General features: G+C 61.1%; 16 protein-coding genes. All 16 read right to left on the bottom strand.

The features are described from left to right. Positions 1-49: 49 nt before the first annotated feature. Positions 50-3769 carry a phosphoribosylformylglycinamidine synthase gene (locus tag QVG21_RS03485; protein WP_287922326.1) on the bottom strand — a complete coding sequence of 1240 codons (3720 nt, stop codon included), beginning with the start codon at positions 3767-3769 and terminating at the stop codon, positions 50-52. A 13-nt stretch (positions 3770-3782) separates the two neighbouring features. Further along, the gene (gene purK / locus QVG21_RS03490; protein WP_287922328.1) at positions 3783-4877 is read right to left on the bottom strand and encodes a 5-(carboxyamino)imidazole ribonucleotide synthase; all 1095 of its coding nucleotides are present in this window, start codon (positions 4875-4877) and stop codon (positions 3783-3785) included. Position 4878: 1 nt separating this feature from the next. Then, complete coding sequence (purE, locus tag QVG21_RS03495; RefSeq protein WP_287922330.1) at positions 4879-5367, bottom strand: 5-(carboxyamino)imidazole ribonucleotide mutase; 489 nt, start codon at positions 5365-5367, stop codon at positions 4879-4881. A 404-nt stretch (positions 5368-5771) separates the two neighbouring features. Further along, on the bottom strand, positions 5772-7145 hold the full coding sequence (locus QVG21_RS03500; RefSeq protein WP_287922332.1) for a DUF4989 domain-containing protein: 1374 nt from the start codon (positions 7143-7145) through the stop codon (positions 5772-5774). A 69-nt stretch (positions 7146-7214) separates the two neighbouring features. Continuing rightward, a complete protein-coding gene (locus QVG21_RS03505; protein WP_287922334.1) occupies positions 7215-8723 on the bottom strand; it encodes a BT_3987 domain-containing protein in 1509 nt (502 codons plus the stop codon). Positions 8724-8743: 20 nt separating this feature from the next. Next, entirely contained in the window at positions 8744-9919 is a 1176-nt protein-coding gene (locus tag QVG21_RS03510) for a DUF1735 and LamG domain-containing protein (protein ID WP_287922335.1), read from the bottom strand. Positions 9920-9930: 11 nt separating this feature from the next. Further along, positions 9931-10980 (bottom strand): glycoside hydrolase family 18, encoded by a 1050-nt coding sequence (locus QVG21_RS03515; RefSeq protein WP_287922337.1) that lies wholly within the window; start codon positions 10978-10980, stop codon positions 9931-9933. 19 nt (positions 10981-10999) lie between these two features. Next, entirely contained in the window at positions 11000-12589 is a 1590-nt protein-coding gene (locus tag QVG21_RS03520; RefSeq protein ID WP_287922339.1) for a SusD/RagB family nutrient-binding outer membrane lipoprotein, read from the bottom strand. A gap of 15 nt (positions 12590-12604) precedes the next feature. Further along, complete coding sequence (locus tag QVG21_RS03525; RefSeq protein WP_287922341.1) at positions 12605-16012, bottom strand: SusC/RagA family TonB-linked outer membrane protein; 3408 nt, start codon at positions 16010-16012, stop codon at positions 12605-12607. Positions 16013-16179: 167 nt separating this feature from the next. After that, entirely contained in the window at positions 16180-17121 is a 942-nt protein-coding gene (locus tag QVG21_RS03530; protein WP_287922343.1) for a FecR family protein, read from the bottom strand. A gap of 102 nt (positions 17122-17223) precedes the next feature. Further along, positions 17224-17796 carry an RNA polymerase sigma-70 factor gene (locus QVG21_RS03535; protein WP_287922345.1) on the bottom strand — a complete coding sequence of 191 codons (573 nt, stop codon included), beginning with the start codon at positions 17794-17796 and terminating at the stop codon, positions 17224-17226. Positions 17797-17973: 177 nt separating this feature from the next. Continuing rightward, entirely contained in the window at positions 17974-19533 is a 1560-nt protein-coding gene (locus tag QVG21_RS03540; protein ID WP_287922347.1) for a BACON domain-containing protein, read from the bottom strand. A gap of 56 nt (positions 19534-19589) precedes the next feature. Further along, positions 19590-21038: a BT_3987 domain-containing protein gene (locus QVG21_RS03545; RefSeq protein ID WP_287922348.1), complete on the bottom strand. Its 1449-nt coding sequence runs from the start codon at positions 21036-21038 to the stop codon at positions 19590-19592. Positions 21039-21045: 7 nt separating this feature from the next. After that, on the bottom strand, positions 21046-22260 hold the full coding sequence (locus QVG21_RS03550; RefSeq protein ID WP_287922350.1) for a DUF1735 and LamG domain-containing protein: 1215 nt from the start codon (positions 22258-22260) through the stop codon (positions 21046-21048). Between the two features lie 7 nt (positions 22261-22267). Then, positions 22268-23275: a glycoside hydrolase family 18 gene (locus QVG21_RS03555; RefSeq protein WP_287922351.1), complete on the bottom strand. Its 1008-nt coding sequence runs from the start codon at positions 23273-23275 to the stop codon at positions 22268-22270. 14 nt (positions 23276-23289) lie between these two features. Continuing rightward, positions 23290-24879: a RagB/SusD family nutrient uptake outer membrane protein gene (locus QVG21_RS03560; protein ID WP_287922353.1), complete on the bottom strand. Its 1590-nt coding sequence runs from the start codon at positions 24877-24879 to the stop codon at positions 23290-23292. Positions 24880-24890: the final 11 nt, after the last annotated feature.

A 24890-nucleotide genomic window follows, 5' to 3' on the forward strand; every position in this document is an offset into this window, starting at 1 on the left:
ATTATGATGTTTTTGGTCTCTATCGTTTTCGCATGCGGAAAAGCGCTTTTCACCTTTCACTTTTCACCTTTCTGAAATAGCTTACGGCATTGCCGAACAGATCCTGCCGCTTGTTGCCCTCGATGTTCTTGAAGAGGTGCTCCTCCCAGCGTTCGGTGTGGCCCATCTTGCCCAATATGCGGCCGTCGCGCGAGGTGATGCCCTCGATGGCATAGGACGAACCGTTGGGATTCCACGGCGCCTCGGTCGTGGGCCGTCCGTCCGGCCCGACGTACTGGAACGCCACCTGCCCGGCGTCGAAAAGTTCGCGGGCCAGCTTCTCGCTCACCACGAACTTGCCCTCGCCGTGGCTCACCGCGACGGTGTGCAAATCGCCCGGCTCGAAGCCCGCCAGCCACGGCGAAGCGGCCGAAGCCACCCGCGTGGTGACCATCTGCGAAATATGGCGGTTGATGTCGTTGCGGAACAGGGTCGGCGATTCGCACGTGACCATGCCCAAACGGCCGTAAGGCAGCAGACCCGACTTGACCAGCGCCTGGAAACCGTTGCAGATGCCCAGAATCAGACCGCCGCGGTCGAGCAGCGCATGGACCGCATCGCGAATATCCTTGTTGTTCAACACGTTGACAATAAACTTGGCACTTCCGTCGGGTTCGTCGCCCGCCGAGAAACCGCCGCTCAGCACCAAAATGTGGCAGCGGTCGATACACTCGCGCAGCCGGGCTATCGAACGCAGGATGTCATCGCCCCCGAGGTTGCACAGCACGCTGGTCTCCACTTCGGCACCCGCCCGGCGGAACGCCTTGGCCGTGTCGTAGTCGCAGTTCGTACCGGGGAACACGGGCAGGCAAACCCGCGGGTGCTCGACCGCTTCGCCCGGATAGGTGCAAGCTCCCGTGCGGGGCGCTGCGTCCATCAGTTCGGCCCGGTTGTCGCCCTTGTCGGGATAAACCGTCGCGAAACGCTCGGTGTTGGCGCGGTAGAGAGCGTCGAGCGGCATCCGCACCCCGTTGACCGTCAGCGCCGGGTCGTCCACGGTCTGGCCGAGGAGCTCGGCAGCCGGGAAATCCAGCTCGCCCTCGCATTCCACCAGAATCGAACCGTAGGCATAGCCGAACAACTCCCGCTCGTCCATCGTCGCGCGGGCGCCCACCTCGTTGCCGAACGCCATCTTGGCCAATCCCTCGGCCACGCCGCCGAAGCCCACGGCCCACGCCGACACGATTTGCCCGGCCTCGATGCGGTCGGAGACGAACGTGAAATTACGCCGGAGCTGCGCGGTGTCGGGCATCCGGTTTTCGCGCGGAGTGTGGCGTATCAGATAGAGGTTGTTGCCCGGGCGCTTGAAGTCGGTCGAAACGACCGTCGCGGCGTCGACCGTCGTGATGCCGAACGCCATGAGCATGGGCGGCACGTTGATGTCCTGGAACGTACCCGACATCGAATCCTTGCCGCCGATGGAAGGCAGGCCCAGTTCGACCTGCATCCGCAGGGCGCCGAGCAGCGCCGCGAGCGGCTTGCCCCACGAACGGGGGTCGGAGGTCATGCGCTCGAAATACTCCTGGTACGAATAACGCATCCGGTCGAACCGCGCGCCCGCGGCCACGACCTTGGCGGCCGCCTCGACCACGGCATAGGCCGCGCCGTGGTAAGGGCTCCACGAAGCCACGCAGGGATTGTAGCCGAAAGCCATGACGCTGGCCGTGCGGGTGAACCCGTCGACCGGGAGCTTCTGGACCGAAACCTGCGTCTCGCTGCGCTGCGTGCGTCCGCCGAAAGGCATCAGCACCGTCGAACGGCCGATGGACGAATCGAACATCTCGATGAGCCCGCGCTGCGAAAGGACATTGTCCTCCCGGAGGTTGTTGGCGAAGCGCTCGGCGAAGTCCGCCCCGGCGATGGGGCGCGCAAAGGGGTCGCCGTCGGCCACCGCCCCGATCTGCGCCTCGGCAAAATGGGCCGCACCCGCCGAGTCGATGAACTCGCGGCTCAGGTCGGCCACCATGCGGCCGCCGTTGAACATCCGCATCCGGGCCGTGTCGGTGACGTCGGCCACCTCGACCGCTTCGATGTTCTCCTCGCGGCAGTAATCCATGAATGCGGCGGCGTCCCCGGCTTCGACGACCACCGCCATGCGCTCCTGCGATTCGCTGATGGCCAGCTCGGTGGAATTCAGCCCGCTGTATTTGGTCCTGACGCGGTCGAGGTAGATGTCCAGCCCGTCGGCCAGCTCGCCGATGGCCACGCTCACGCCGCCTGCGCCGAAGTCGTTCGACTTCTTGATAAGGCGCGTCACCTCCGGACGGCGGAACAGCCGCTCCAGCTTGCGCTCCTCGGGGGCGTTGCCTTTCTGGACCTCGCTGCCGCATGTTTCGAGCGAATGCGAATCGTGCTCCTTGGAAGAACCCGTCGCACCGCCGATGCCGTCGCGCCCCGTGCGGCCGCCGAGCATGATGATTTTATCGCCCGGCGCAGGCTTTTCGCGGCGCACGTTCCCGGCCTTGACGGCCCCGACCACGGCCCCGACTTCGAGACGCTTGGCCACGTAACCGTCGTGGTAGATTTCGCGGACGTGGGTCGTCGCCAAGCCGATCTGGTTGCCGTAGCTCGAATAGCCCGCGGCGGCCTTGCGCGAAATGACACTCTGCGGCAGCTTGCCCGGAAGCGTGTCGCTCACCTTTTGGTAGATGTTGCCCGCACCGGTCACCCGCATGGCCTGATAGACGTAGCTGCGGCCCGACAGCGGGTCGCGGATGGCGCCGCCCAGGCAGGTCGAAGCACCGCCGAAAGGCTCGATTTCGGTGGGATGGTTGTGGGTTTCGTTCTTGAACTGCAAGAGCCAGCGCTCGGTCTTCCCGTCGACATCCACGTCGACATAGACCGAGCAGGCGTTGTTCTCGTCGCTCACCTCCATGTCGTCCAGCAGCCCCTGCTGGCGCAGATAGCGCGCACCGATGGTCGCCATGTCCATCAGGCAGAGGCTCTTGTGCTCGCGCCCCAACTCGCGGCGGATGCGCAGGTACAAAGCCAGCGAATCCTCGATTTCCTCCTTGAGGAACGATTCTTCGACCGTGATGCCCGTAAGCTCGGTCGTGAAAGTCGTGTGGCGGCAATGGTCGCTCCAGTAAGTGTCCAGAATCCGCAGTTCGGTCTCGTAGGGGTCGCGCCCCTCGCCGCGGAAGTAGCGCACCACCTCGCGCAGGTCGTCGGCGTTCATGGCGAGCCCGTGCCGCTTGCAATAAGGCTGCAAGTCGGCGTCCTCCATGGCGCGGAAGCCCTCCAGCACTTCGACCGGCCTGACCTCGGCCTGCTCCATGTCGCTGAGCACGGCGAGGTCCTTTTCGCGCGATTCGACGGCATTGATATAATAACGGCGGACTTTCGCCAACTCGGCGTCGCTCACGTCGGCATCGAACAGCAACAGCTTCGACGAACGGATGCGCACGTCGGCCGAGGGGTCGATCAGCCGCACGCAGTCGACCGCCGACGCAGCCCGCTGGTCGAACTGCCCGGGCAGGAACTCGACGGCGATATACTTGTGGCCGCTCAGGTCGCACTCCTCGCTCACGGTGTCGGTGACCACCTCGCCGAAGACGGCATAGCGGCTTTTTTCGAGCAGCTCCGCGCTGAAGCCGAACAGGTCGTAGACGTTCAGCAGCCGCAGCGTGCGGAGCGACAGCCCCAGATCGGCATTCAGTTCGCGCCGCAGGCTCTCGGCTTCGACCCGGAAGCGGGGCAGTTTCTCGACGAAAATACGGTAGTTTTTCATTATGGCTGTTTTTCTATTGGACGAATTTTCCGGCCCAGCGGGCTGCGTAGTCCGCCGCATCGGTCCCCACGAACGTCACATGGCCCATCTTGCGTTCGGGGCGGCTCTCGCTCTTGCCGTAGAGGTGGACGAAGACCCCTTCGCGGCGCTCGGCGGCCAACCGCCCGGCAACTTCGAGGTCGCGGCCCAGAATGTTCTTCATGACCGTCGGCGCCTGCAGCCGCGGCTCCTCCAACGGAAGACCCGCCAGGTAGCGCACCAACTCGCGGAACTGGTTGGTCGTGCACCCCTCGATGGTCCAATGGCCCGAGTTGTGGGGACGCGGCGCCATCTCGTTGAACCAAAAGCGGTCGCCTTTCACGAAGAGTTCGACGGCCAGAATCCCGGTATAGCCGCACGCCCGCATGAAACTTTCTCCGGTCCGGCGCATGCGCTGCTCCAGCCCGGGCGAAAGTTCCTGGGCCGGAACGCAGCAAAGGTCGAGAATGCCGTCGCGGTGGATATTGCGCCCGACGGGGAAAGTCACCACCTTTTCACCGTCCGCCACCATGACCAAACTGGCTTCGTAGTCGAAATCGACGAACGCTTCCAGGATACACGGCACGGCCAGCAGCGGCAACGCCTTGGCCAGGTCCTCCTCCGACCGCAGCACGGCCTGCCCGTGGCCGTCGTAGCCCAGTGTCCGGGTTTTCAGCACGCAGGGATAACCCACCTGCGCCGCGGCATCGCGCAGCGATTGCTCGTCGTCCACCGCCGCAAAGTCGGGGGTGTCGAATCCGTGGGCGCGGGCGTTCCGCTTCTCGCGCAGGCGGTCCTGCGAATCGTACAAAGGCCTGAATCCCTGCGGGATGTTGTATCGTTCGGCCAGGGGTATCAGCACCTCGCCCGGCACGTTCTCGAATTCGTAGGTCACGGCGTCGCATTGGCGGCACAGCTCCTCCAAGGCCGCCGCGTCGTCGTAGGCCGCCACAATCCGGCCGTCGCACGCCGCAAAGGCGGGCGCATCGGCCGCCGGGTCGAGCGCCACGGTGCGCACCCCGAGCCTGCGCGCCTCCTGCGCAAGCATCAGCCCCAACTGACCGCCCCCTATGATGCCGATGGTCTTCATCCTACAATTCGGCTTTCAGCACGTCGGCGGTCTGCTTGGCGCGGAACGCGTCGAGCCGCGCGGCAAGCTCCCCGTCCTGCAAGGCCAGTATCGAAACGGCTATCAGAGCGGCGTTCTTCGCCCCGTTGATGGCGGTCGTGGCCACCGGAACCCCGGCAGGCATCTGCACGATGGAAAGCAGCGAATCCAGCCCGCTGAGCGCCCGCGACTTGACGGGAACGCCCACCACCGGAAGCGTCGTCATCGACGCCACCATGCCCGGCAGATGGGCCGCGCCCCCGGCCCCGGCGATGATGACCCGGATACCGCGCCCGCGCGCCGTCTTGGCATACTCGCACAACAAATCGGGCGTACGGTGGGCGCTGACGACCCGCTTTTCGAGCCCGACGCCGAACTCCCCGAGCGTGCGCACGGCCTCGGCCATCACCTCGTAATCGCTCGCCGAACCCATAATCACGCCCACTCTGACCGCTGTTTCCATCTTCTTCATCAATCTTTTTTTACAGAGCCCAAAAGCGAACCGCCACGGCACTTTATGTCATGGCGGTTCTTATCTATCCTTTTATTATGTATGCGGCCGCATGCCGCTCCCGCGAACGAACGCCGCAAACGCATTGCAGGTGCGGCGACAAAGCCCCGGCGCCCTCGCGGCGTCGTCTGCGGCCCACCGGCCCGTTATGGTCGAAAACAATCATTGCGTATGCGGAATCCGGCGCCGGGCCGGAATACAACGTTACAAAAGTAGCGCTTTCCGGCCGCACCCGCAACCACCCCCGGCGGATTCTATCGACAAGTTATTCACAATTCACGGCCGCGAATCGGCGGCACAAAAAAGCGGAGGCCCCGCAACAGACGTGCGGAGCCCCCGGCCCTATTCAGAACCGACTTTCAGCGTCAGTTCTTGCCGTAGATATAGAATTCCGAAATGTCGACAGGGTAAGGGTAAGGAGAATTTTCAACCGCAACTCCGACCCACTTGACATAACGCGCATTGCAGGGAGTGAGCTGAACATAGTTGGTAGCACCATCCGTGTTGTTAGGCGCATCCGCTATCATCAGTTCGCCATGCAACTTCCAGTTCTCGCCGTCTTCCGACGTCGAACACTCGAAAGACTTGCCCATATAGGTAAAGCTCCCAAAGCACGTAACACTGAATCCGACCACCTTCTGCGACACTTTCATGTCGATGATGATTTCCAGCGGATCTCCGGAAATATCGGTATCGGACGACCCGTCAAAGAGAAGCGTATTGAAATCGTGGCCGCCATAAGAGGAACCATTGGATTCCACCGTCCAACCGTCCGTAGGTAACTTCGTCCACGACGCATCGGCCGCAGCCAGGAACTTCACCAAATCGGACATCTTCACGATTTGAATCGCCACCCCGGCGTCCTCCGGGTCGACGACGGCAGTAGCCGATTCGCCGACCATCTCAATCGAGAGCTGCATCGGGAAAGTACCGAGCACGTCGTCGACTTCGAGAAAATCGTTGGCAAGCGTCCATGTCGTTGCCGAAGACTCTTTCTCTCCAGCCAAAATCGTCACCTCGGCTGCGGGCGAGAAGCTCTCGTCATCGGCGAACCCCTCGGGAATACCCGCCGACTTGACGACGAACTTCGTATCCTCCAACACGGGACGGTCCGTCACGACCTTCACTTCGCAGGCCATCGGGTCTTCGTCCAGAATCTGGCCGTCGACATAATTGCGAGTGATGACCAATTCATTGCCAGCGATACCCACCAGCGATGCGGCAGCCATATAAGCCTCCTTTTCAATGACCTTCTTGGCCTCGCCGTCAACCACAGGAACCTGCGAACCTCGGGCCTCGACCACGCGCACGCCCAGTTCGTAAGTGACGGACTGAGGTACGTTGTCCATGAAACCGTAATCCTCCTCGGTCATCGTCACCGAGACGGAAGCCGTCGTACTGCCAGCCGGAATCACCAGCTCGCTGGCGCTGATTTCGACCAACTCGGCAGGCACGTTGGTGATGATGGGCTCCACGCGGACGGTGACATCCTCGGGACTGGCCTGCGCCAGGGCGATGGTATATTCGCCCGAAAGCGAACCTTCCACATTCAACGCCCCGTCGCCATCGTAGGTAGCCTTGGAAACGGCTACCCGGTCCGAAGTGCCCGAAATCGTCGCACCGACCGGAGTTTGGGGATAACCCGCCAAACCGACCTCCTCGTCGGCACGGCAGCCGGTGAAAAGCGCGGCTCCGCCAGCAAGGGCGAAAAGCAGCGCGTATCTAACTATGTTTTTCATTGTTTACTCTTTTTCGGTTAAAATCGTTCCGCGGGCAGGGTCCGCCCCCGCCTGCGGAACGGAATCGAATCAATAGTTCGGCCACTCGGACTGCGCCGGACGCGAATAGCGAGCCGGCACGTCGTCGGGATAATTGTAACGCGTGGTATCGGCGAACTTGTAGAAATGGGTCGGCGCCTTGAGCGGCGAACCGTAGAGCTTCTCGGGACCCTTGTTCAACCGGTTAACGAAAATATTGCGCCAATGATTCTTGTCCACACTACCGTCGTAATTCTTCAGCGGGTCGGGAGCGAAGCCCATGAACCAGCCTTTGCCGATATTGAGCATGCTCTGCGCGGTGGATGCGGTGAAATTACCGCCCGAACCGTTGTTGAACTCCATCGAGATGCCCGAGCACTGCTTCTCGGTCATATTGCCGCACGGCGAGGTTGTACTGCCGTAATCAGCTACGGCAATGTCGCACCATTCGGCAATGTTCTGCCCCTCGATCTCGGTCGGCCAAAAATCGATCTTGAACGTCATGTAGGAATAAGAGGCAACCAGTTTGTCGGGCATGGCCTTTTTGCACTCGTAAGCCAGACGAGCGGCACGATGCGCACCGCACACATCGTAATAAGGATTCGAGAGATCGGGGTCATTCGAGTACTCGTCGTCGAAGCATACGCCGTCGATATTGTAAGTCTCGCAGAACCGGGCGAGCTCCTCGGCGAACATCCGGCAACCGTAGTCGGAAAGCTGGGCCACGCCGGCCTGGTCGTGATTGCCCAGGACGCACATGAGAACCTTGATACCGCGCTTGCGCAGGGGCTGGAGGAAGACCTCGTTGTTGTCCATCCAGTACTGGGTCTGCGGATTGAGCTTCAGGAACGGTGCGTTGCGGTCGGGATGGTGGTTGATGTTGCCCGAGAAAAGGCAGACCACGTCCCACAGCAGACGGCCGTCTTCGAGCTCGAACGTCAGGGCGTTGAGCGGATTGGCGTCGTTCACCTCGAAGAAGAGGAATCCCTTGGGCAGGTCGTCGCCCTTGTAGCAGGTGGGCATCGAAGTCATGTCCTTGACCACGTAGAAGCAATGGCTCTCCTTGAGGACCACGCCCTCGGCTTCGAGGGCCACGGGAATCAGATAACCTTTGCCTGCGACGAGCCCTTCGGCAACCGCAACCGTCATTTCGAGCGTCATTTCGGCGCTGCGCTCAGCGGCGGCGAAGAGACCGTCGTTGGCGAAAGTCACCTTGTCGGCCGGATACAATTCGTACTTCGTGCCGTTGGCCTTGTTGTACTGCGCGATGTCATATTCGGTGTCGACCTTGGCCCTGGCGGTGAAGCCCTCAGCGGGAGCTTTTGTCAAGACCAGACGCAAGTCGGCCGTATGGGTCGCTTTCCAAAGCTCGACGGAGGCATTCGACTTGCCGGAAGCAGCGTCCTGCAACAGAGCGCCCGTCTGGCTGAGACCCGTTTCGATGGATTCCGTACCGTTCCACTCGCCCACCGTCACATCTTCCGAACAGGAGCTGAACGCAACGGCGCACAGCCATGCGGCTGCGACAAGAATGCCGGATTTGAAATATTTGGTTTTCATACGTAAATGGCTGTTAGGGATTATTTGATTTCGGGAAGCGTGACGGGAACCCACGTCGGAGTACCGCCCACGGCCGAAAGATTCGTACCGTTGGCGTGGTCGACAATCGACGAACCGACACCCTCGTTGAACTTCCAATAGGCCACCAAGCCTTCGCTTTCGGGGTTGACGCCGTAGATATTGTTGGCGATCTCGTCGGCCGTGCGGGCAACGCTCCAAACGCGCAGCTCGGAGATTTCACCGGGGATATAACGCTCGTCGTTATACGACTTGCCGACGTAGCAGTCGCCCGTCAGCGTGACCGAGCCGCTCATCGCCTGGTTGGAGTAGGCCACCTGCACACCGTTCTGGTAGTAGATGCGCTCGCCGTTGAGGGCGTCCCACACCACGGCGATATGGACCCACTCGTTGACCGGAAGACCCGGTGCGGCATTGGCCGCGGGCCAGTTGCCGCCGTTGGCCGAACCCGTAGCCAACTGAAGCTGGTCGCGCGGACGGTCGGCGTCGCCGATACGCACCAGGAAATTACCCTCGATGCCGAAGACCGAACTCAGAGGGTCGCCGCGGCCGTCGGTCCAGTCGGCGCTGCGCAACAGGGCCTCGACGGTCACCTGCTTCATACCGCTGATAAGGGGGCGCGCCTCGGCCGACCAATTGACCGGGAAATACATGTAAGCGATATTGGCCGTCACATTGATCATCGCACCCTGACGGGCCACGAAATAGACCGTCGTGCGGCTGTCGAGCAGACCGACGCCCTTGCACGAAGTGACCGTCACGGGCAACACGTAACGCTGGCTGCCGTCGAGCGTGTTGATGTCCTTGAACTCGATTTCGATGGTCTCGCCCGTCACCTGTCCGGCCGCGATGTTGATTTCGTTCGACGAAAGCTCGTAACATTCGGCAGGAAGCACCACGGCGTTGTCGCCGTAGATCATGTTGTAGGCGGCCACCTCGGCGGGCATGGCTTCGATAGTCACCGCAACGGGCTGCTCGGCGGGCATCGACAGACGCGACTCGATGGTCTTGGTGTAGCCCGGGGTGTCGCTCTTGATGAGCAGGTCGTCGGACATGAGGGCCGACGAAATGTAGAACTTGTTGTCGAAATGGTGCTTGTCGGGATCGTCGTTCTTGCAGCCCGTGAAAGCGACTGCGGCGAGCGCCGAAAGAACCAAAAGGCATTTGTTGTATTTCATGGCTTTCAGTTTTAGAGGGAGGGATTCATGATGCCGATGGCCTCGCGGGTCTTGGCCCACACCTTGGCGGGGTTGTAGTAGTCGTAGCGGACGTCCTCGATAAGCAGACCCGCACGCGTGTAAGCCGGCGAAGGAAGCGTGGTCCACCCGGCCCAAGCCTCGATAGCCTCGATCGTGTTGCCGAAGCTATCGGCCATGCCGGTGTAACCGAACTCCTTCTTGTCGTCGCCGGGACGGGTGGTCTGGGCGGTCACGATGAGCCGGTCGGCCGGCACGCCTGCCACCCTGACGGCGGTCAGAGCCGAGAACGACATCTCGTCGAGCGTCCTCACGCTGCTGGTCGACAGAATCATGTAGGCACACTCTTCGAGCAACGGAATATTAGCTTCTGTGAGGGCTCCGGTGAAGCCGCGGAAGATAATCAAGCGCGACGGATTGGCTTCATGCCATGCACGGATGGGCGCGAACAACGCGTCCTGACGGGCGGAATAGACTTCCAGCGCCTCGCCCTGCATACTGCCCACGGCCAGACCCGGGTAGGTGAAGATGAAACCGTCGTAACCCCAGCGGTCGGCCAGCGCAATCTGCTCATCGACACGGCCGTCGAGATAAGCCAGCGCATCCTCCTCGGTGAGCGACGGGTTCTCCTTGAGCACCTGCGTCCAATCGTTCTCGAACGTCTGCAAGTCGATGTTGAAGAGAACGCGCGTCCCTTTCACCTCGCGGACCTGCCGCATCTCGTCGACCAGCGTCCGGCAAAGCTCCCGGGGCGTATTGACCACGATGAAATCGACGCTGTCGGGAATGGCCATGAAGTGCTGCGTGCGGTGGGTGGTGGCAGCACCCGCTTCGGGCACGTCCATCGTCACGAACACCGCCTTGTGAGCACCCGCCTTGTACTCCCGAACCGCCTGCATGTACTGCGCGTAGAGCTCGGGGTGCGCCTGCTCGAACGACCCGTAGTTGACCCCGATGGATTCGGGTTCGACCGCCTCGTGGCAGCCCGCCATGAAAAGAACGGCTGCGAGGGGCAGGATATGTTTTCTGATATTGGAATTCATGGTTTGTCGGTTTTATAGGTTAGCGGATCCGGGGATTGCAGTCCCACCACAGCCGGGTCGACATCTTGTCCTGACCGCCCAGCCACTCGTCCACAGCGGCCTGAATCGTCGCGCCGTTGGCCTCGTACTCCTCCAGCGGGTAGGTCAGACGGCGGGCGCCCAACTGCAAGTTCGTGATGTCGGGGTTGTTGTTGACCACCACGGGGAACAACTGCGGATAACCCGTGCGGCGGTAGTCGGCCCACGCTTCGGAACCCAGCGGGAAATTGGCGATCCATTTCTGGGTGATGATCCGTTCGAGGTTCTCCTCGAAATCGGCTGCATCGTTCCACGGAATCGTCACCGTCGAGAGGTTGGTATAATCGTGACCGAACGCCGGGTCGGCATAGCTGCCCGGAAGCGCCGCCGAAGCCATGTAGGCCGCCAGCTGGTCCGCCACGCCACAGCGCTCGAACGACAGCCGGATACCCTCCTCGTAGAACGTCTTGGCGTCGCCGCCCATCGCCCAGCCGCGCAAAGCGCCCTCGGCGCGCAGGAAGGCCACCTCCGAAGCGTTCATCCACATGAGCGACGTCGAAGCCGTGACGTTGTAACGCGAATACCTGTTGATACGCTCGTCGTCGGGAATCCGAATGCCGTTGCGCAGACCCACGTAACCGCCGCCGCTGAAAGTCGCCTCGTTGAAATAGCTGGCGCGGCGGGGGTCGGCGTAACCGTTCATGAACGACGTGATGTCGGCAGCGATGCGGTGGTCGCCCTCACCGGACTTGAAACTGAAGAAGCAGACGTAGAAAGGATTGCCGTCCTTACCGAAGCCCATGTACATGGCGTTGCCTGCATTGTCGGCGATGACGCCCAACTCCGAAGCGACGGCTTCTTCGGCCAGCTGCTGCGGAGTGCGGCCGTCCTCGGTGGTGAAATCGGTGTAGACGATACGCATCGCCAGGCGGAGCTTGAGCGAATTGGCCAGGCGGCCCCAACGCTCCAGGTTACCGCCGTAGACACGGTCGGCGTCGGTCGAAATCATGCCAGCGCGGTTGCGCGTCAGCACCTCGATGGCGGCGTCCAGGTCGGCGAACATGGCCTTGAAGACCTCCTTTTCGGAATCCAGCGGCACCGGATTGACGCCCGTGCCGACCTGCGTGTAGGGAATCGGACCGTAGGTGTCGGTCACGCGGTGCACGCCGGCCACCTTCACCACCTTCGCCACGGCGATGGCGTTCTCGTCCTCGGTCACCTTGCACAGCTCCGAGTAATTCGACATCTCATTGGTATAGACGACGCGGTAGAACACCGGCGACCAGTTCGACTGCGGGTCGTAGGTCGAGAACTTTCCGGCGTTGAAACCGCTGTTGGCGTCGGTAATGTACCCGCCGTAGGGACCGCCCAGCAGCACGTCAGTGAACTGGCACTGGTTGCGGTCGGTCGGAACGACCCAGCTCTGCATGGTGGTCATGAACGACCGCATGGCGTAGCCGTCGCGCTCCATCTCCTCGCCGGTCACCTCGTAGGGATTCCGGTTGATATCTTCGTAGTTGGCCGTGCAGGAAGCCGCGCCGAGCGCCGCCACCGCAAAGACCGCCTTGATGTTCGATATGTTGAATTTCATGGCGTTTTAGCTTGGTTAGAATTTGACACGCAGGTTGAAGCCGACGCTGCGCAACGAAGGCATCATGAAGTAGTCGATACCCTGGTAGTAGTTGCTCGTCGTAGCCACGGCTTCGGGGTCGAACGGCGCCTTGTTGTAGAGCATCCACAGGTTGCGGCCCACCACCGACACGGTGATGTCGCACACGTTGCCGAGCAGCTTGCGCGGAATCGTATAGCCGATCGAAGCCTCCTGCAACCGCACGTTCGTAGCCGAATAAGTATAGTACTGCGGGGTGGTATCGCCGTTGGCCACGGTCTGGTACCACTTCTGCGCGTCGATGATGTCGCTGCCGTTGAAGACGATACCGCCGGCGTCGCGCGCTGCGGCCGAAGCCTCCGACACGCCGTAGTAATCCATCACGGCCTGCGTACGCGAGTAGACCACGCCGCCGATGCGGGCCGTCAGCAGGAACCCGAAATTGAGGTTGCGCCAGCGGAAGTCGTTGCGGAACGCCAGGTTGGCATCGGGGAAGACGGAACCCAGCTTGATGAAGTCCTTGGTCTGGGTCTTGTTGTCGACGAAGATATTGCCGTCCATGTCCTGGTAGATGTCGCCGTTGGAATCGCGGCGCAGGTCGGCGCGCGAGTAAATGTCGCCCAACGAACCGCCCTCGCGCAGGATGAAGCGCACGTTACCCATGCCGCCCACGTTGAGGTCGCCGATGGGAATCACCTTGCCCGTGTTGGGATCGACCACCTCCTTGCCCAGCCGCATGATTTTGTTGCTGTTGGCGCTGGCCGTGAAGTTGCTTTCCCACGAGAAACGGTTCCAGGTGTTCCGGTAGCCCAGCGAGAGCTCGAAACCGCGGTTACGCACGTCGCCGTCCTGCTTGTAGACCTTGCTGTACATCGAGCTCGCGGGGATACCCGTGTTGAAAGTCTGGTTGACGGTGCGGGTGTTGTAGTACGAAACGTCCAGGTTGAAGTGGCGCAGGAAACGCATCGTCAGACCCACCTCGAACGACTTGGTGCGCTCGGGCTTCAGGTCGTAGAGCGGGCTCTGCGACGAGAGGTTCCAACTATTGGTCGAAGCGTTCCACGAACGGGTCGGGTTGGCATAGAAACGCGAGAAAGCCAGACCCACCGACGCATAGGATGCGCGCAGTTTGACATAGGAGAGGTCCTTGGGCATGTTCGGGATGATTTCCGACAATACGATCGAAGCACCCACCGACGGATAGAAGAACGAAGAATTCACCGAATTGGGACCTGCCAGCTGCGAGGGCCAGTCGTTGCGGCCCGTCACCGTCAGGTAATAAGCCCCCTTGAACCCGGCTTCGGCCGAGAAGAAAATCGACTGCGACTGCTCGCGCCAGCCGATCTGCTCGCGGACGGTCTTCGAGTTGGAAAGGTTGTAGACGTTGAAGACGTTCGGAATGTTGTTGGGCTCGTAGATGGGGTTGCCGTCCTTGTCGTAACCCGTCTGCTCGCCGTAGGCGATGGGACCGCGGACCTTCGATGCGTCGGAATAGAGGTCCGAAATCGAAGCGCCGACATTGGCCTGCAGGCTCCAGTCATCGCCGAAAGTCTTGTTGATGTTGACCATCACGTCGCCGTAGGTCTGGCGGTCGTTGGTCTTGGTGATGCCGTACAGACCGTTGGGCGAACCCTCGGTGCGCAGGTTGTTGGTCGACGCGTAGAGCTTCTCGGTATAGTCGCTGTTGGAGTTGTCGACCCGGATTCGGCCCGACACCGACAGCCAGTCGAGAATGTCGTAGGTCAGCGACGCGTTGAGCATGTAACGGTCCTTGCGGGTCTCGCGCAGGTTGCGGTAGCTGATCCAGTAGGGGTTCTGCATCTGGTAAGTGTCGGCACCCATCGTCGGCCAATACTGCTCGTAGATGCCGCGCGACGCATTGTAGCGCTCGTACATCTTGATGTCCGCCCAATCGTCGCCGCGCGGGAAGAGGTAGGCCGACACCAACGGGTTGGAATAAACACCCTGGTTGACCATGTTGCGGTCGGTCTGGATGATATAGCTGGCACCTGCGTCGAGCTTGAGCTTGTCCTTGAGGAACGACGAGGTGTTGCGGAACGTGAAGTTGTAACGGTCGTAACCGTTGTTGGGGATGATACCGCGCGAATTGACGGCGCTGGCCGAAGCATAGGTCTGACTGCGCTCGTTGCCCGTCGAGAACGAAACTGTCTCGGTACCCACGACACCCGTCTGGAAATAGTCGGCAGCGGGGTCGTATCCTCGGTAATTGAACGAATTAAGGCGCTCGCCCCACGAATAGATGCCGTTGGTGGCCCCGGCCAGCTTGTCGCCCGTGCCGTAGCGGGTCTGGAACATCGGCATCACGAAAGGCGTGAGCACCTCCGTGTTGCTGGTCACCGTCACGGTCGTCTGTCCGGCCGTACCGCGCTTGGTCGTGATGAGGATGGCACCGTTGGCGGCGTCCGAACCGTAGAGCGCCGCCGCGGCAGCACCCGACAGCACGGTCATCGACTCGATGTCCTCGGGGTTGAGGTCGGCGATGGCTTCCGAAGCGCCCTGCGAATCGAACTCCTCGCTGCCGTCGCTGCGGAAGTTGCACATCGGGATGCCGTCGATGACATAGAGCGCGTTCGACGACTGCTCGATAGACTTCGAGCCGCGCATCACCACTTTCGACGCACCGCCCACGCCCGACGACGAAGCGTTGATGTTCAGACCGGCGACCTTGCCGCTGAGCGAATTGATGAAGTTGGCGTCCTTGACAGCGACGATGCTTTCAGCGTTGATTTTCTGAGCGTTGTACGACAGCGCCTTTTCCGAACGCTTGATACCGAGGGCGGTCACCACCACCGACTCGATTTCGGAAGCCGATTCCTGGAGCGTGATGTCGAACGAAGTGCGGCTGCCGATGGCGAGCGCCTGGGGCTCGTAGCCCAGATAGCTCACTTCGAGCCAAGCCGTCGAAGGAGCGGGAACCGACATGGCGAAGCGGCCCTCGGCGTCGGTCGTAGCACCGATATAGGTGTCACGGACAATGACCGTCGCACCGATGATCGGCATGCCGCTTGCATCGTGCACATAACCCGTAATGGAAGCGGGCTGCTCGGCCTTTTTCACCGAAAGGATGATGCTCAGCGAACGGATGTCGTAGCTCAGGTCGGTGCCTGCGACCATCCGGTTCAGCGCCTCGGTGAGGGGAGCCGCCGTCACGTCGAGGCTGGCGATACGGTCGGTCTTGACGTCCGCGCCCGTGACGAACAGATATTTGGTCTGCTGCTCGATTTCGGACATGATTTCGGACATCGGAACACGGTCCATGCGGATCGTCACTTGAGGCAAGCTGCTGTTCTGCGCCACCGCCGGTTGCAGCCGGCAAAGACACAATCCGAACACAAAAAGGAACACGAACGCCCTTTTCGCCTGCCGGAAAATCTTTTTATTCATAAATTTGTTCATTTTAGGTTTAGGTAGAGAATTTGCCCGAACCCCGGCCTGCGGGATACGCTACTATCCGTGCAGGCCATTTTTTTCGGAGTTCCGGCAATGTCATTCGATCTTCAAACAAGGTCGGCTTACATCATAGGCAGTCGGATTTTCGGATTATACTTGGTTTATCGGATGGTTATCGTATTGCTCTGCTCGTCTTTCACGTACTCGAAATCGCCGAAGCGCCGGAGCACCTCCAACGCATTGTCGATGCCGACCGACTGGCGGATTTTACCCTGTCCGATGCGGATGGAGGGTTCGCGCTCGATGCGGATCGTCACGCCGAAAGTCTTCTCGAAGCGGTGCATCAGCTCGGCGAACGTCTGACCCGTGAGACCGATGATTCCGTTCGTCCACATGTATTCCTCGTCGCTGCCGATCATCGCCCGGCACAGGTGTTCGCCCTCGAGCGTCACCACTTCGTCGGGTTCCAGCATCAGCCGCTCGCCGGGAACGATGCGGTTCGTCACGGCGACACGCCCCTCGAACAAGGCCGTGGCAAAAAGGCCGTTCCGCTCCTCGGCCATGATATTGAATTTGGTACCCAGGACCTCCACGTCGCAGGCGTAGGTCTCCACGATGAAAGGATGCCTGGCATCGTGCGCCACCTCGAACCGCGCTTCGCCGTCGATTTCCACCCGGCGTTCACGCCCCGTGAAAAGCGCCGGATAACGGAACGTCGTTCCGGCGTTGAGCCACACCGAAGTGCCGTCCTGCAAAGTCAGATTGACACGCTGTCCGTAGGGCACCGACACGGTCAGCAGCTGTTCGCCGCGCTGCGAGAAATCCCGCGCGACATGAAAATTATAGCCGCCGAACGCCAGCAGAACGGCTGCGGCCGCAGCGGCGCTCCAACGACGCAGGGCCCGGCCGAGCCGGAAAGTGCGGTCCTTGGCATAGAGCTCGTTGATGACCGGGGCGCTCATGGCCACCAGATCGTGCTGGCGCTGCACCTCGGCAAGCTCGGATTCGTGTGCGGGGTCGGCATCCAGCCAAGTCAGTACGGCCGTCTCCTCTTCGGGCGATGCCTGGCACGCCACATAGCGGTACAATGTCTCTTTCTCCATAATCGCTATATTGACGCACAACGAAGCGGGATTTGCGAAAAAAATCGCAAAATCCTGCAAATAAATATTTTTAATAATTCGGAAGGGGAATTTTCCGGCTTCTCAAAGGCCGCTGAGAAGCAATCCGACGAGCGGAAGATAATCCTTGAGCGCGGCTTTCAGCGTCTCTTTCGCCGCACGGAGTTCATAGGTCACCTGGCCCTCGGAAAGCTCGTACACAGCGGCGATTTCGCGGTAGGACATCTCTTCGTAACGATGGGCCACGAAAATCCGGCGCCGCTGTTCGGGCATCCGGCGCAGTTCGCGCTCGATGATGGCAAGCGCTTCGGTCATCATGAGGTTCTGGGGGTCGTTGGCTTCGAGCCGTGCGACGCGCTCGCCGACCACCCGCTGCTCGGTCCGGTGGAGGTCCTGATGAATCCGCAGGTGAATGGCCCTATCGCGCAGATGGTCCAGGCATTTGCGCTTGAGCATCGTCAGCAGGTAGGCGGGCAGGTTGCGGGGCATCGTCTCCGCGCGGTTCTCCCAGGCTTTCAGAAAAGTGTCCGCGACGAGGTCTTCGGCCGCCATTCGGTCACGCACATACGACACGGCGATCCGCACGAAATACGGTTTGTATTTCGCGTAGACCTCCTCCAGCCCGTGGGGGGGGGAATTCTTGGGTGTGCGGTTCATGGCGGTATCGCGTCCGAATGAAAAATAAAGGTAGCGTTTTTTGTTATTCCCGCAAATTTTTTGCTCCGGATTTTTCCCGCTCCGCCCCGCGGAAATATTATATATTTCCGATTCGCACAAAAACCCCGGTCCTGTCGCAGGACCGGGGCTGTCATCGGGTATTGCAAAGATTCGGGGTTATTCGTAAGTTATCACAAGATTTTCGTTATAAGTTCCAGTAGGTGTCAACTGGCCCTCCACCGATTTAGGCAAAATCACTTTTTCCAGTTTCGAGCAGAGATTCAGCCCCAAATTTTTGATTGCCGCACAATTACGCAGGTCTACCGTACCGGCCAGGCTCGAACAGCCGTTGAGCTTGATTGTGGTAATGTTATAACACTGCGAAAGGTCAATCTCAGTCATGACTCCATTGATTTCGAGCTCCTTGACGTTGCCCCTTGAAATAACCGTCAACGATGTTGACTTCAAATTGCGGGGATCGAACCACGAAAGGTTCATTTCACCCAAATCAGCATACGTCAGATTTTGCACATTATTAACACTCAAATTAGTGATATTCGGATTCTTGGACAAATCCAAACGGGCCAACGGATTGCCGGACACGTTAAGCGTCGCGATATTCGTGAACACCTCTATCCCCGTCAAGTCAGCAATATTACTATTGCTGACATTCATCATCGGAATCGTCGTTCCATCATCAAGCACCTTGCAGATTTCGCTGTCGGCGCTCTCAATATAACCCAGCGCCAGCAGTTTCGTGCGGAAATTGGCATCGGGAATGCGGACCGCGCCCTCCGGCAGCGGCTCCTCGCCGTCCTGCTTGATGGCAACATCCAATTTGAGCTGGCCGTTCTCGGGATGTGCAATCGTCACCGTGCCGTTGCGCGGTTCGCCATCGTTGGCGGCCACTTCGATGCTGAGCGTATAGGCCACAACACCCTCCTCGGCCGAAGCGGCCACGGGTTCGCCTACGGTAATCCAATCGGCCGAAGCCGTTACCACGGGTTTGAAGTTGGCCTCGAACGCGAACGAAACCGTCTCGGCGGGTTTGCCGACATTATAAGTTACGTCCGTCCCCTCAGCGACTTTCAGCACATCGTTCTGCACCTGCGTCACCACTACCGGAACCGAAAGTTCGCCCAGCGTGAAAGTCACCGTTGCCTGGCGGGCCTTGCCCGTGTCGTTGGCGGCGGCCACCAGCTCCGCACGTTCCGGAGTTGCAGCGGCAGCCGAAGCGGCCGTCGGTTTGGTCAGCCAGTCGGCCCCCTCCTCGACGGTGTATTCAAAGGCGCCCGAAGCCTTGACCTCAATAACGACGGGGCCGCCATATATAGGCGCCGCATATTCGCGCGTCTCGATAGTGAGCTCGTCTCCGCCCGACTGCGTGAGCGTCAGCTCGGCAATCTCACCGTCGCACAGAAACTGGAACGTCTCGGTGCGCTCCTCCGATTTGGGGTTCACGCCTACGGTGAAGGTCACCTTGTCGCCGTTTTCGCCCGACTTGGCCGACGGCTCGAATACCTTGTCGTCGCCGATGAGCTCCCACGCGCCGCTCGACGTCACCGTGATTTCGTCCGACGTACCCCCGGCCGCGGCAAAGGTATACTCCGTCGCGCTGAGCGAGATGGAGGCTTCCGTCACGGGCGGTTCGGGTTTCTGCGGTTCGTCCACGTTCTTGTCATCGCCGCACGACCATGCGAGCATTGCCGAAGCAAGCAAAATCAGATACTTTTTCATTTTGATTTAAGTTTTAGGTGTGTAATTTGGTGTTCGTTTTCATGCAGCGACCGGGGCTACCAGTCCTTGGCGTAGGTCTTGCCGGACCAGACCAGCTGGTCGCCGAAAAGCCGCGACGCGATGTTCCGCATCGACTCCAGCTGGCAGCCCACCCGGTTGGGATTGGGCTGGGAGAAGTTGGCGCGCGTGGGGTCCATGGCGAAAATCATGTGGACCTGGCACCCGGTGTCGAGCATCTGCTGATACTCGTCCTGGCCCGCGATAATGAGGTTGAAGACGTCCTTGAAATACTCCTCGGGGTAGATGCCCAGCCGCTGCACCGGATAGCCCGTAACCAAGTCTTCGTGGCGGTAGTCGTTGAGCATGTAGTCGACCCATTCGGCCGAGGGACGGCCGTCCACGTCGGGGAGGTTGTAGAGCCGTCCCGGGCGGTAGGTTCCGGCCATGTAATCGCCCATGTAGGCCATATAGACGATATTGAGCTTGTCGGGCATCGCCTGCTTGGTCTCGTAAATCAGTCTCGCCGCCGCAGCGCCCGACGCCGGATAGACGAAGCCCGGACCCTCTGCGTAGTCCGAATACTCGTCGTCCCAGAATATGCCGTCCAGCTCGTAGGCTTCGCACAAGTTTTTCAGTTCGCGGGCGAATGCACGCGCCGTCTCGTCGGCCAGCCCCGCCACGCCGGCCCGGTCGTGGTTGCCCATCATGCTCAGCACCACCTTGATGCCGCGCTGCTGCAAGGGCTTGATGTATTTCTCGCGGTTGTCCAGCAGGTGACGGATGTTCTCGTTGTTGGAGATGTAGACCCGCCCGGTCTTCGCGTCGTAGTTCATGTTGGACGAGAAGAGCACCACGATGTCGACCAGCATCTTGCCGCTGTTCTTGAGCGTGAATTCCAGGTTGTTGAGCGGATTGGTCTCGTTGACCTCCATGCAGCTCACTATCTTGATGCCCGAAGGTTTCGTGGCATCGGGAATGTCGCCCATGTCCTTCACGAGCAGCATGTAGACGTCTTCGCCCGGCGCCATCCGGATCGAGGCGTCCGAGGGGGTCACGCGCAGCGGCACGGCATAGGTCCGGCCCTCGGCCGCTGCCGGCGCCGCTTCGACGGTCACCGTTATCTCCGACGAGCGCTGCGACTGCGCCGTCACCAGCGCACGTCCGCCCGCCTGCAACGACACGGCGTCGGCCGGATAGAGTTCATACGAAGTGGCGTGGGCAAGGTTGTAGGCGGCGAGCGCCGATTCGTCGTAGGCAAAAGTCACCGTCATGGTCTTCGCCGCGGGGCGCGTCATGCCGAAGTAGATTTGCGTCGTGCCCGGCTTGCCGTTGCGCAGTTCGAGCGTCGTCGTCGAACGCGGTTCGTCGAGGTTGCGGACATAGCCGCAGGTCTGGTCCACCCCCTCGAAGCCCTCGCCCGAGGGTCCGGGGACCTCGATTCCGTCGGTACAGGAAGCCAGCACGGCCGCAGCCGCCCAAAGCAGGTTCTTTATGGTTCGTTTCATGGTTGGGTTATTCATTGGTTGGTGCTTGTTTTTCGGGCAGCCAGACTTTCGTCCAGCCGATGCCCCGGACGACCTCGCCGTCGCGGTTCTGCCCCACGCGGCCGTGGTTGGCCGAGGGCGACGAATCCCTGATGACGGTTCCCGACCCCTCGTCGAATTTCCAGTAGGCCACCAGCCCCTCCGACGCCGGGTCCACCTCGTAGGGGTGGGCCGCTATTTCGGCCTGCGTGCGCACCACGTTCCAGATGCGGCACTCGGCGATGCAGCCGGCCAGCCAGCGGTTCTTGTCGTACGAAAGGCCGATGTGGAATCCTGTGCCGGGCGATGCGACGTCGGTCTTCACGGCCAGCGTCCGCGTGCCGTAGACCTGCTTGCCCGAGGCCTTTTCCTCGCCGTCGAGATAGATGCGCCAATCGCCCTTGATGAGGTCGTGGGTCACGGCGATGTGGACCCAGCGCCCTACCGGAATCGCCGGGCTCTCGGCCGCCGTCGGGAAGTTTTCGTTCGACGAACGGCCCGCAATCTGAATCTGGTTGTTGGCGTAGCCCGCATCGCCGATGCGCATCAGATAGAGCCCCTCGATGCCCATCACCGTCGAAATCATCCGGTCGAACTTGTCGACCTTGACGAGCGCTTCCATCGTTATCTGCCGCAGGCCGCTCAGCGGAGCCGGGTTGTCGAACTTCGGGAACTCCACGTAAGTCTCCGTCATGTCGGCCACCACGTTGATGATGGCCCCCTCGCGCAGCAGGTAGTAGTACGTGCGGGCGCTTTCGAGCACCTCCATTCCCGAGCGGACGCTCACCGGAAGCACATAGGAGCGGCTCATGTCGAGCCCGTCCAGCCGGTGGAACCCGACGGTCGCTTCCGACGACTTCACGCCCCCGGCCGGAATCGTCGCCTCGGCCGGCTCGATGGTGTAGAATTCCTCGGGCAGCAGCTCGGCTTCGGTGTAATAGGCTTCACAGAAGCGCTCCACCTTCGAGGCGTCGGCCTCGAAACGCACCGTCAGCTCCCCGTCCACGGGTTTGGCCGTGGCCACGCTCAGCGTCCGCGTGTAGCTTTGCGTGGTGGGTTTCACGGGCAGGTCGGCCGAGAGTTCCGTGCGGTCGATGAAGACCTTGTTGTCGAAGCGTACTTCGTTGGGGTCGTCGTGCTTGCACCCGGCCAGCCCGAGAGCCGCTGCGGCGCAAGCAGCCATTATGATTCGTTCGATTTTCATGGGGTCGTCAGTTTTTGGGCGAGGGGTTGACGGTCGCAATCGCCTCGCGCGCATGTTTGTAAATCAGCCCTGCATTGTAGAAGTCGCGTTCGATGCCCTCCACCAGCAATCCGGCCCGCGTGAAGTCGGCCGAGGGGCGGGTCATCCACGCGGCGGCCAGCGGCAGGGCCATCTCCTTGCCGTAGTAGCCCACAGCGTCGGGGTCGTCGCGCACGACGGTGGGAACCGTCACCACGAACCGCCCTGCGGGAACTTGCGGTCCCATGCAGGAGCGCACGGCGAACGTCAGTTCATCGACGCTCGTGGCGGCCGACGTGTCGACCACGATGTAGTCGGCCTTAAGCAACAATTTCGGGTCGAGCAGGGTCGTGGGGTCGCCGCCGAAAAGGAAGAGTTTCGGTTCGCTGCCGTCGACCCATTCGGTCACCGGGCCGATGAAAGCGCGCTGCTCGGCGGTGTAAACGGCCAGCTCTTCCGGCGTCATGTGAAGCGTGCTTTTGCCGTTGTAGCGCACCAGAACGCCGTCGTAGCCGTATTGCTCGCAGGCATCGAAAGCCGTAGCCATCCGCTCCGCAAGGTAGGCGGTCCATTCGGCGGCATCGGCGCCCCCGGCGGCTTCCCAGTCGCTGCGCAGCCCGTCATGGTCGACCGCATAGATGAAGCGGGTGCCCTTGTCGCGGCGGGTCTGCTCCATCTCGGTCTGCTGCCATTCGGGCAGTTCGGGCGCCGTGAGCACCACCACGTCTAAGCTGTCGGGCAGCGAAGCGATATGATGGGCCCGCGAGGAGGGTTCGGCGGTCGAGTTGTCGAAAGTCGCCAGCACGGCCTGGTGCGCTGTGGCTTTCCAGCTCCGCAGGTTCTCCAGGTAGGCGGCATACTGTTCGGGATACTCCTCCCCTATCTCCGGGGTGTGGAGCCCGAGCGATTCGGGGTCCGTCCAGTCGCTGCACGAAGCCAGCAGGAACGCTGCCGGCACCGCCAGCAACCGGGCTATTTTATGGAATGTCGTTTTCATGTCGGTGTTCATTGTCAGTTGTTTTTGCGGTCCCACCACACGCGCGTGGACATGTCGTCCTTGCCGCCCAGCATTTGCAGCGCCTTGGCGTAGTTCTCCGTGTTCTCGGTGTATTCCGTATCGGGATAAGGCATGCGGCGGGCTCCCCGGGCGTCGTCGACCACGCCGCCGCTCATGTTGTGCGGCACAGCCATGAGCCGCGGATAACCCGTGCGGCGGTACTCGGACCAGCTCTCCACGCCCATCGGGTAGTTGGCGATCCATTTCTGAGTGATGATGCGTTCGAGGTTGCGCTCGAAGCGGTCGGCGCCCGTCTCCCAAGCTATCGTGCAGCCCGAGGGAGTGCCGCTGTAGGAGTAGTTGCCCAGCGGGTCGGCGTAGGTCTCCTGCGTATGTTCGGCGTCGGTCAAGTATTCCGCAGCTCCCGCAGCTCCCCATTGCTCGAACGAGAGGGTCACGCCCTGGCGGTAGAACGATTCGGCGTCGCCGCCCATCGACCAGCCGCGCAGGGCCCCTTCGGCCCGCAGGAACGCCACCTCCGCAGCGTTCATGATGCAAATGGGGTCGCTCGACCGCACCGCCATACGGCTATAGCAGTTCATCGTCTCCTTCGAGTTGAGGTAGCGCTGCTGCTCGATGCCGTTGCGCACGCCGTGATAACCGTTGACGATGCCCGTAGTCTTCTCATCGAAAGTCGAGAGCGTGAAGTAAAATTCGCGGCGCGGGTCGTTGTAGCCGTTCATGTAGCTGACGATGTCGGCCGAAGCGCGCGCATCGCCCCACTGGTTCATGAAGAAATCCCACGGGTTGTTCTTCGATATAAGGCGCCGGGCGTTGTCGCTGTTGTCGGCCATCACCCCGATGGGGTCGGCCACCGCTTCCTCGGCCTTGGTGCGGGCGGTCTCGGGGTCGGCATAGACGATGCGCATGGCCAGCCGCAGCTTGAGCGAATTGGCAAACCTGACCCACTTGGCGATATTGCCGCCGTAGACCGCATCGGCCTTGGCGCTGAAGCTCTCCGCGGCATGGGCCGAAAGGGTCTCCACCGCAGCGTCGAGCTCCCCGAACATCCGCGTGTAGACTTCCTGCTGCGAATCGTAGGGCGAATTGAGGGTGTTGGCCTCGCCCACCTGCGAATAGGGAATCGGGCCGTAGGTGTCGGTCACGCGCTGCATGACGCCCACCCGGCAGACATCGCCCACGGCCAGCAGCACCTCGTTGTCGGTCACCGACCGCAGCTGGAGGTAGAAAGGATAGAACTGCGAAATGGGGTCGTTGAACGGGATGTTGATCCACGCCTGCGAGGGGTTGTAGGTGGCATAGCGCCCGCCCCAGCCCGTTCCGGGATTGGTGTCGGCGCTGTAACCGCTCCACGAACCGCCCATCAGGCAGTCGACGTACTGGCTGATGCCCTCGGCTTCGGGCATCAGCAGGTTCTGCATCCCCTTGAGCGCCGACGAAGTGATATAGTCGTCGTACTGCATCTGCGAGTTGTCGGGTTGGTAGGGGTTCTTGTTGAACTCCTCGTAGTTGGCCGTGCAGGCGGCCGGAGCCGTCAGCAGCAGCGCCGCCAGGAAGCGCAACGTAGGTTTTATGGTTTTCATCGGTTCGTCGG

It is taken from the genome of Alistipes sp. UBA6068, from assembly GCF_949428155.1.
GTDB classification, from domain to species: domain Bacteria; phylum Bacteroidota; class Bacteroidia; order Bacteroidales; family Rikenellaceae; genus Alistipes; species Alistipes muris.

Bases quoted from the DNA above. Each gene is read 5' to 3' on its own strand.
- QVG21_RS03535 (WP_287922345.1), bottom strand. From the start codon at position 17,796: ATGAACCGCACACCCAAGAATTCCCCCCCCCACGGGCTGGAGGAGGTC.
- QVG21_RS03560 (WP_287922353.1), bottom strand. From the start codon at position 24,879: ATGAAAACCATAAAACCTACGTTGCGCTTCCTGGCGGCGCTGCTGCTG.
- QVG21_RS03555 (WP_287922351.1), bottom strand. From the start codon at position 23,275: ATGAAAACGACATTCCATAAAATAGCCCGGTTGCTGGCGGTGCCGGCA.
- QVG21_RS03545 (WP_287922348.1), bottom strand. From the start codon at position 21,038: ATGAAACGAACCATAAAGAACCTGCTTTGGGCGGCTGCGGCCGTGCTG.
- purE (WP_287922330.1), bottom strand. From the start codon at position 5,367: ATGAAGAAGATGGAAACAGCGGTCAGAGTGGGCGTGATTATGGGTTCG.
- QVG21_RS03525 (WP_287922341.1), bottom strand. From the start codon at position 16,012: ATGAATAAAAAGATTTTCCGGCAGGCGAAAAGGGCGTTCGTGTTCCTT.
- QVG21_RS03520 (WP_287922339.1), bottom strand. From the start codon at position 12,589: ATGAAATTCAACATATCGAACATCAAGGCGGTCTTTGCGGTGGCGGCG.
- QVG21_RS03515 (WP_287922337.1), bottom strand. From the start codon at position 10,980: ATGAATTCCAATATCAGAAAACATATCCTGCCCCTCGCAGCCGTTCTT.
- QVG21_RS03485 (WP_287922326.1), bottom strand. From the start codon at position 3,769: ATGAAAAACTACCGTATTTTCGTCGAGAAACTGCCCCGCTTCCGGGTC.
- QVG21_RS03500 (WP_287922332.1), bottom strand. From the start codon at position 7,145: ATGAAAAACATAGTTAGATACGCGCTGCTTTTCGCCCTTGCTGGCGGA.
- QVG21_RS03505 (WP_287922334.1), bottom strand. From the start codon at position 8,723: ATGAAAACCAAATATTTCAAATCCGGCATTCTTGTCGCAGCCGCATGG.
- purK (WP_287922328.1), bottom strand. From the start codon at position 4,877: ATGAAGACCATCGGCATCATAGGGGGCGGTCAGTTGGGGCTGATGCTT.
- QVG21_RS03550 (WP_287922350.1), bottom strand. From the start codon at position 22,260: ATGAAAATCGAACGAATCATAATGGCTGCTTGCGCCGCAGCGGCTCTC.
- QVG21_RS03510 (WP_287922335.1), bottom strand. From the start codon at position 9,919: ATGAAATACAACAAATGCCTTTTGGTTCTTTCGGCGCTCGCCGCAGTC.
- QVG21_RS03540 (WP_287922347.1), bottom strand. From the start codon at position 19,533: ATGAAAAAGTATCTGATTTTGCTTGCTTCGGCAATGCTCGCATGGTCG.
- QVG21_RS03530 (WP_287922343.1), bottom strand. From the start codon at position 17,121: ATGGAGAAAGAGACATTGTACCGCTATGTGGCGTGCCAGGCATCGCCC.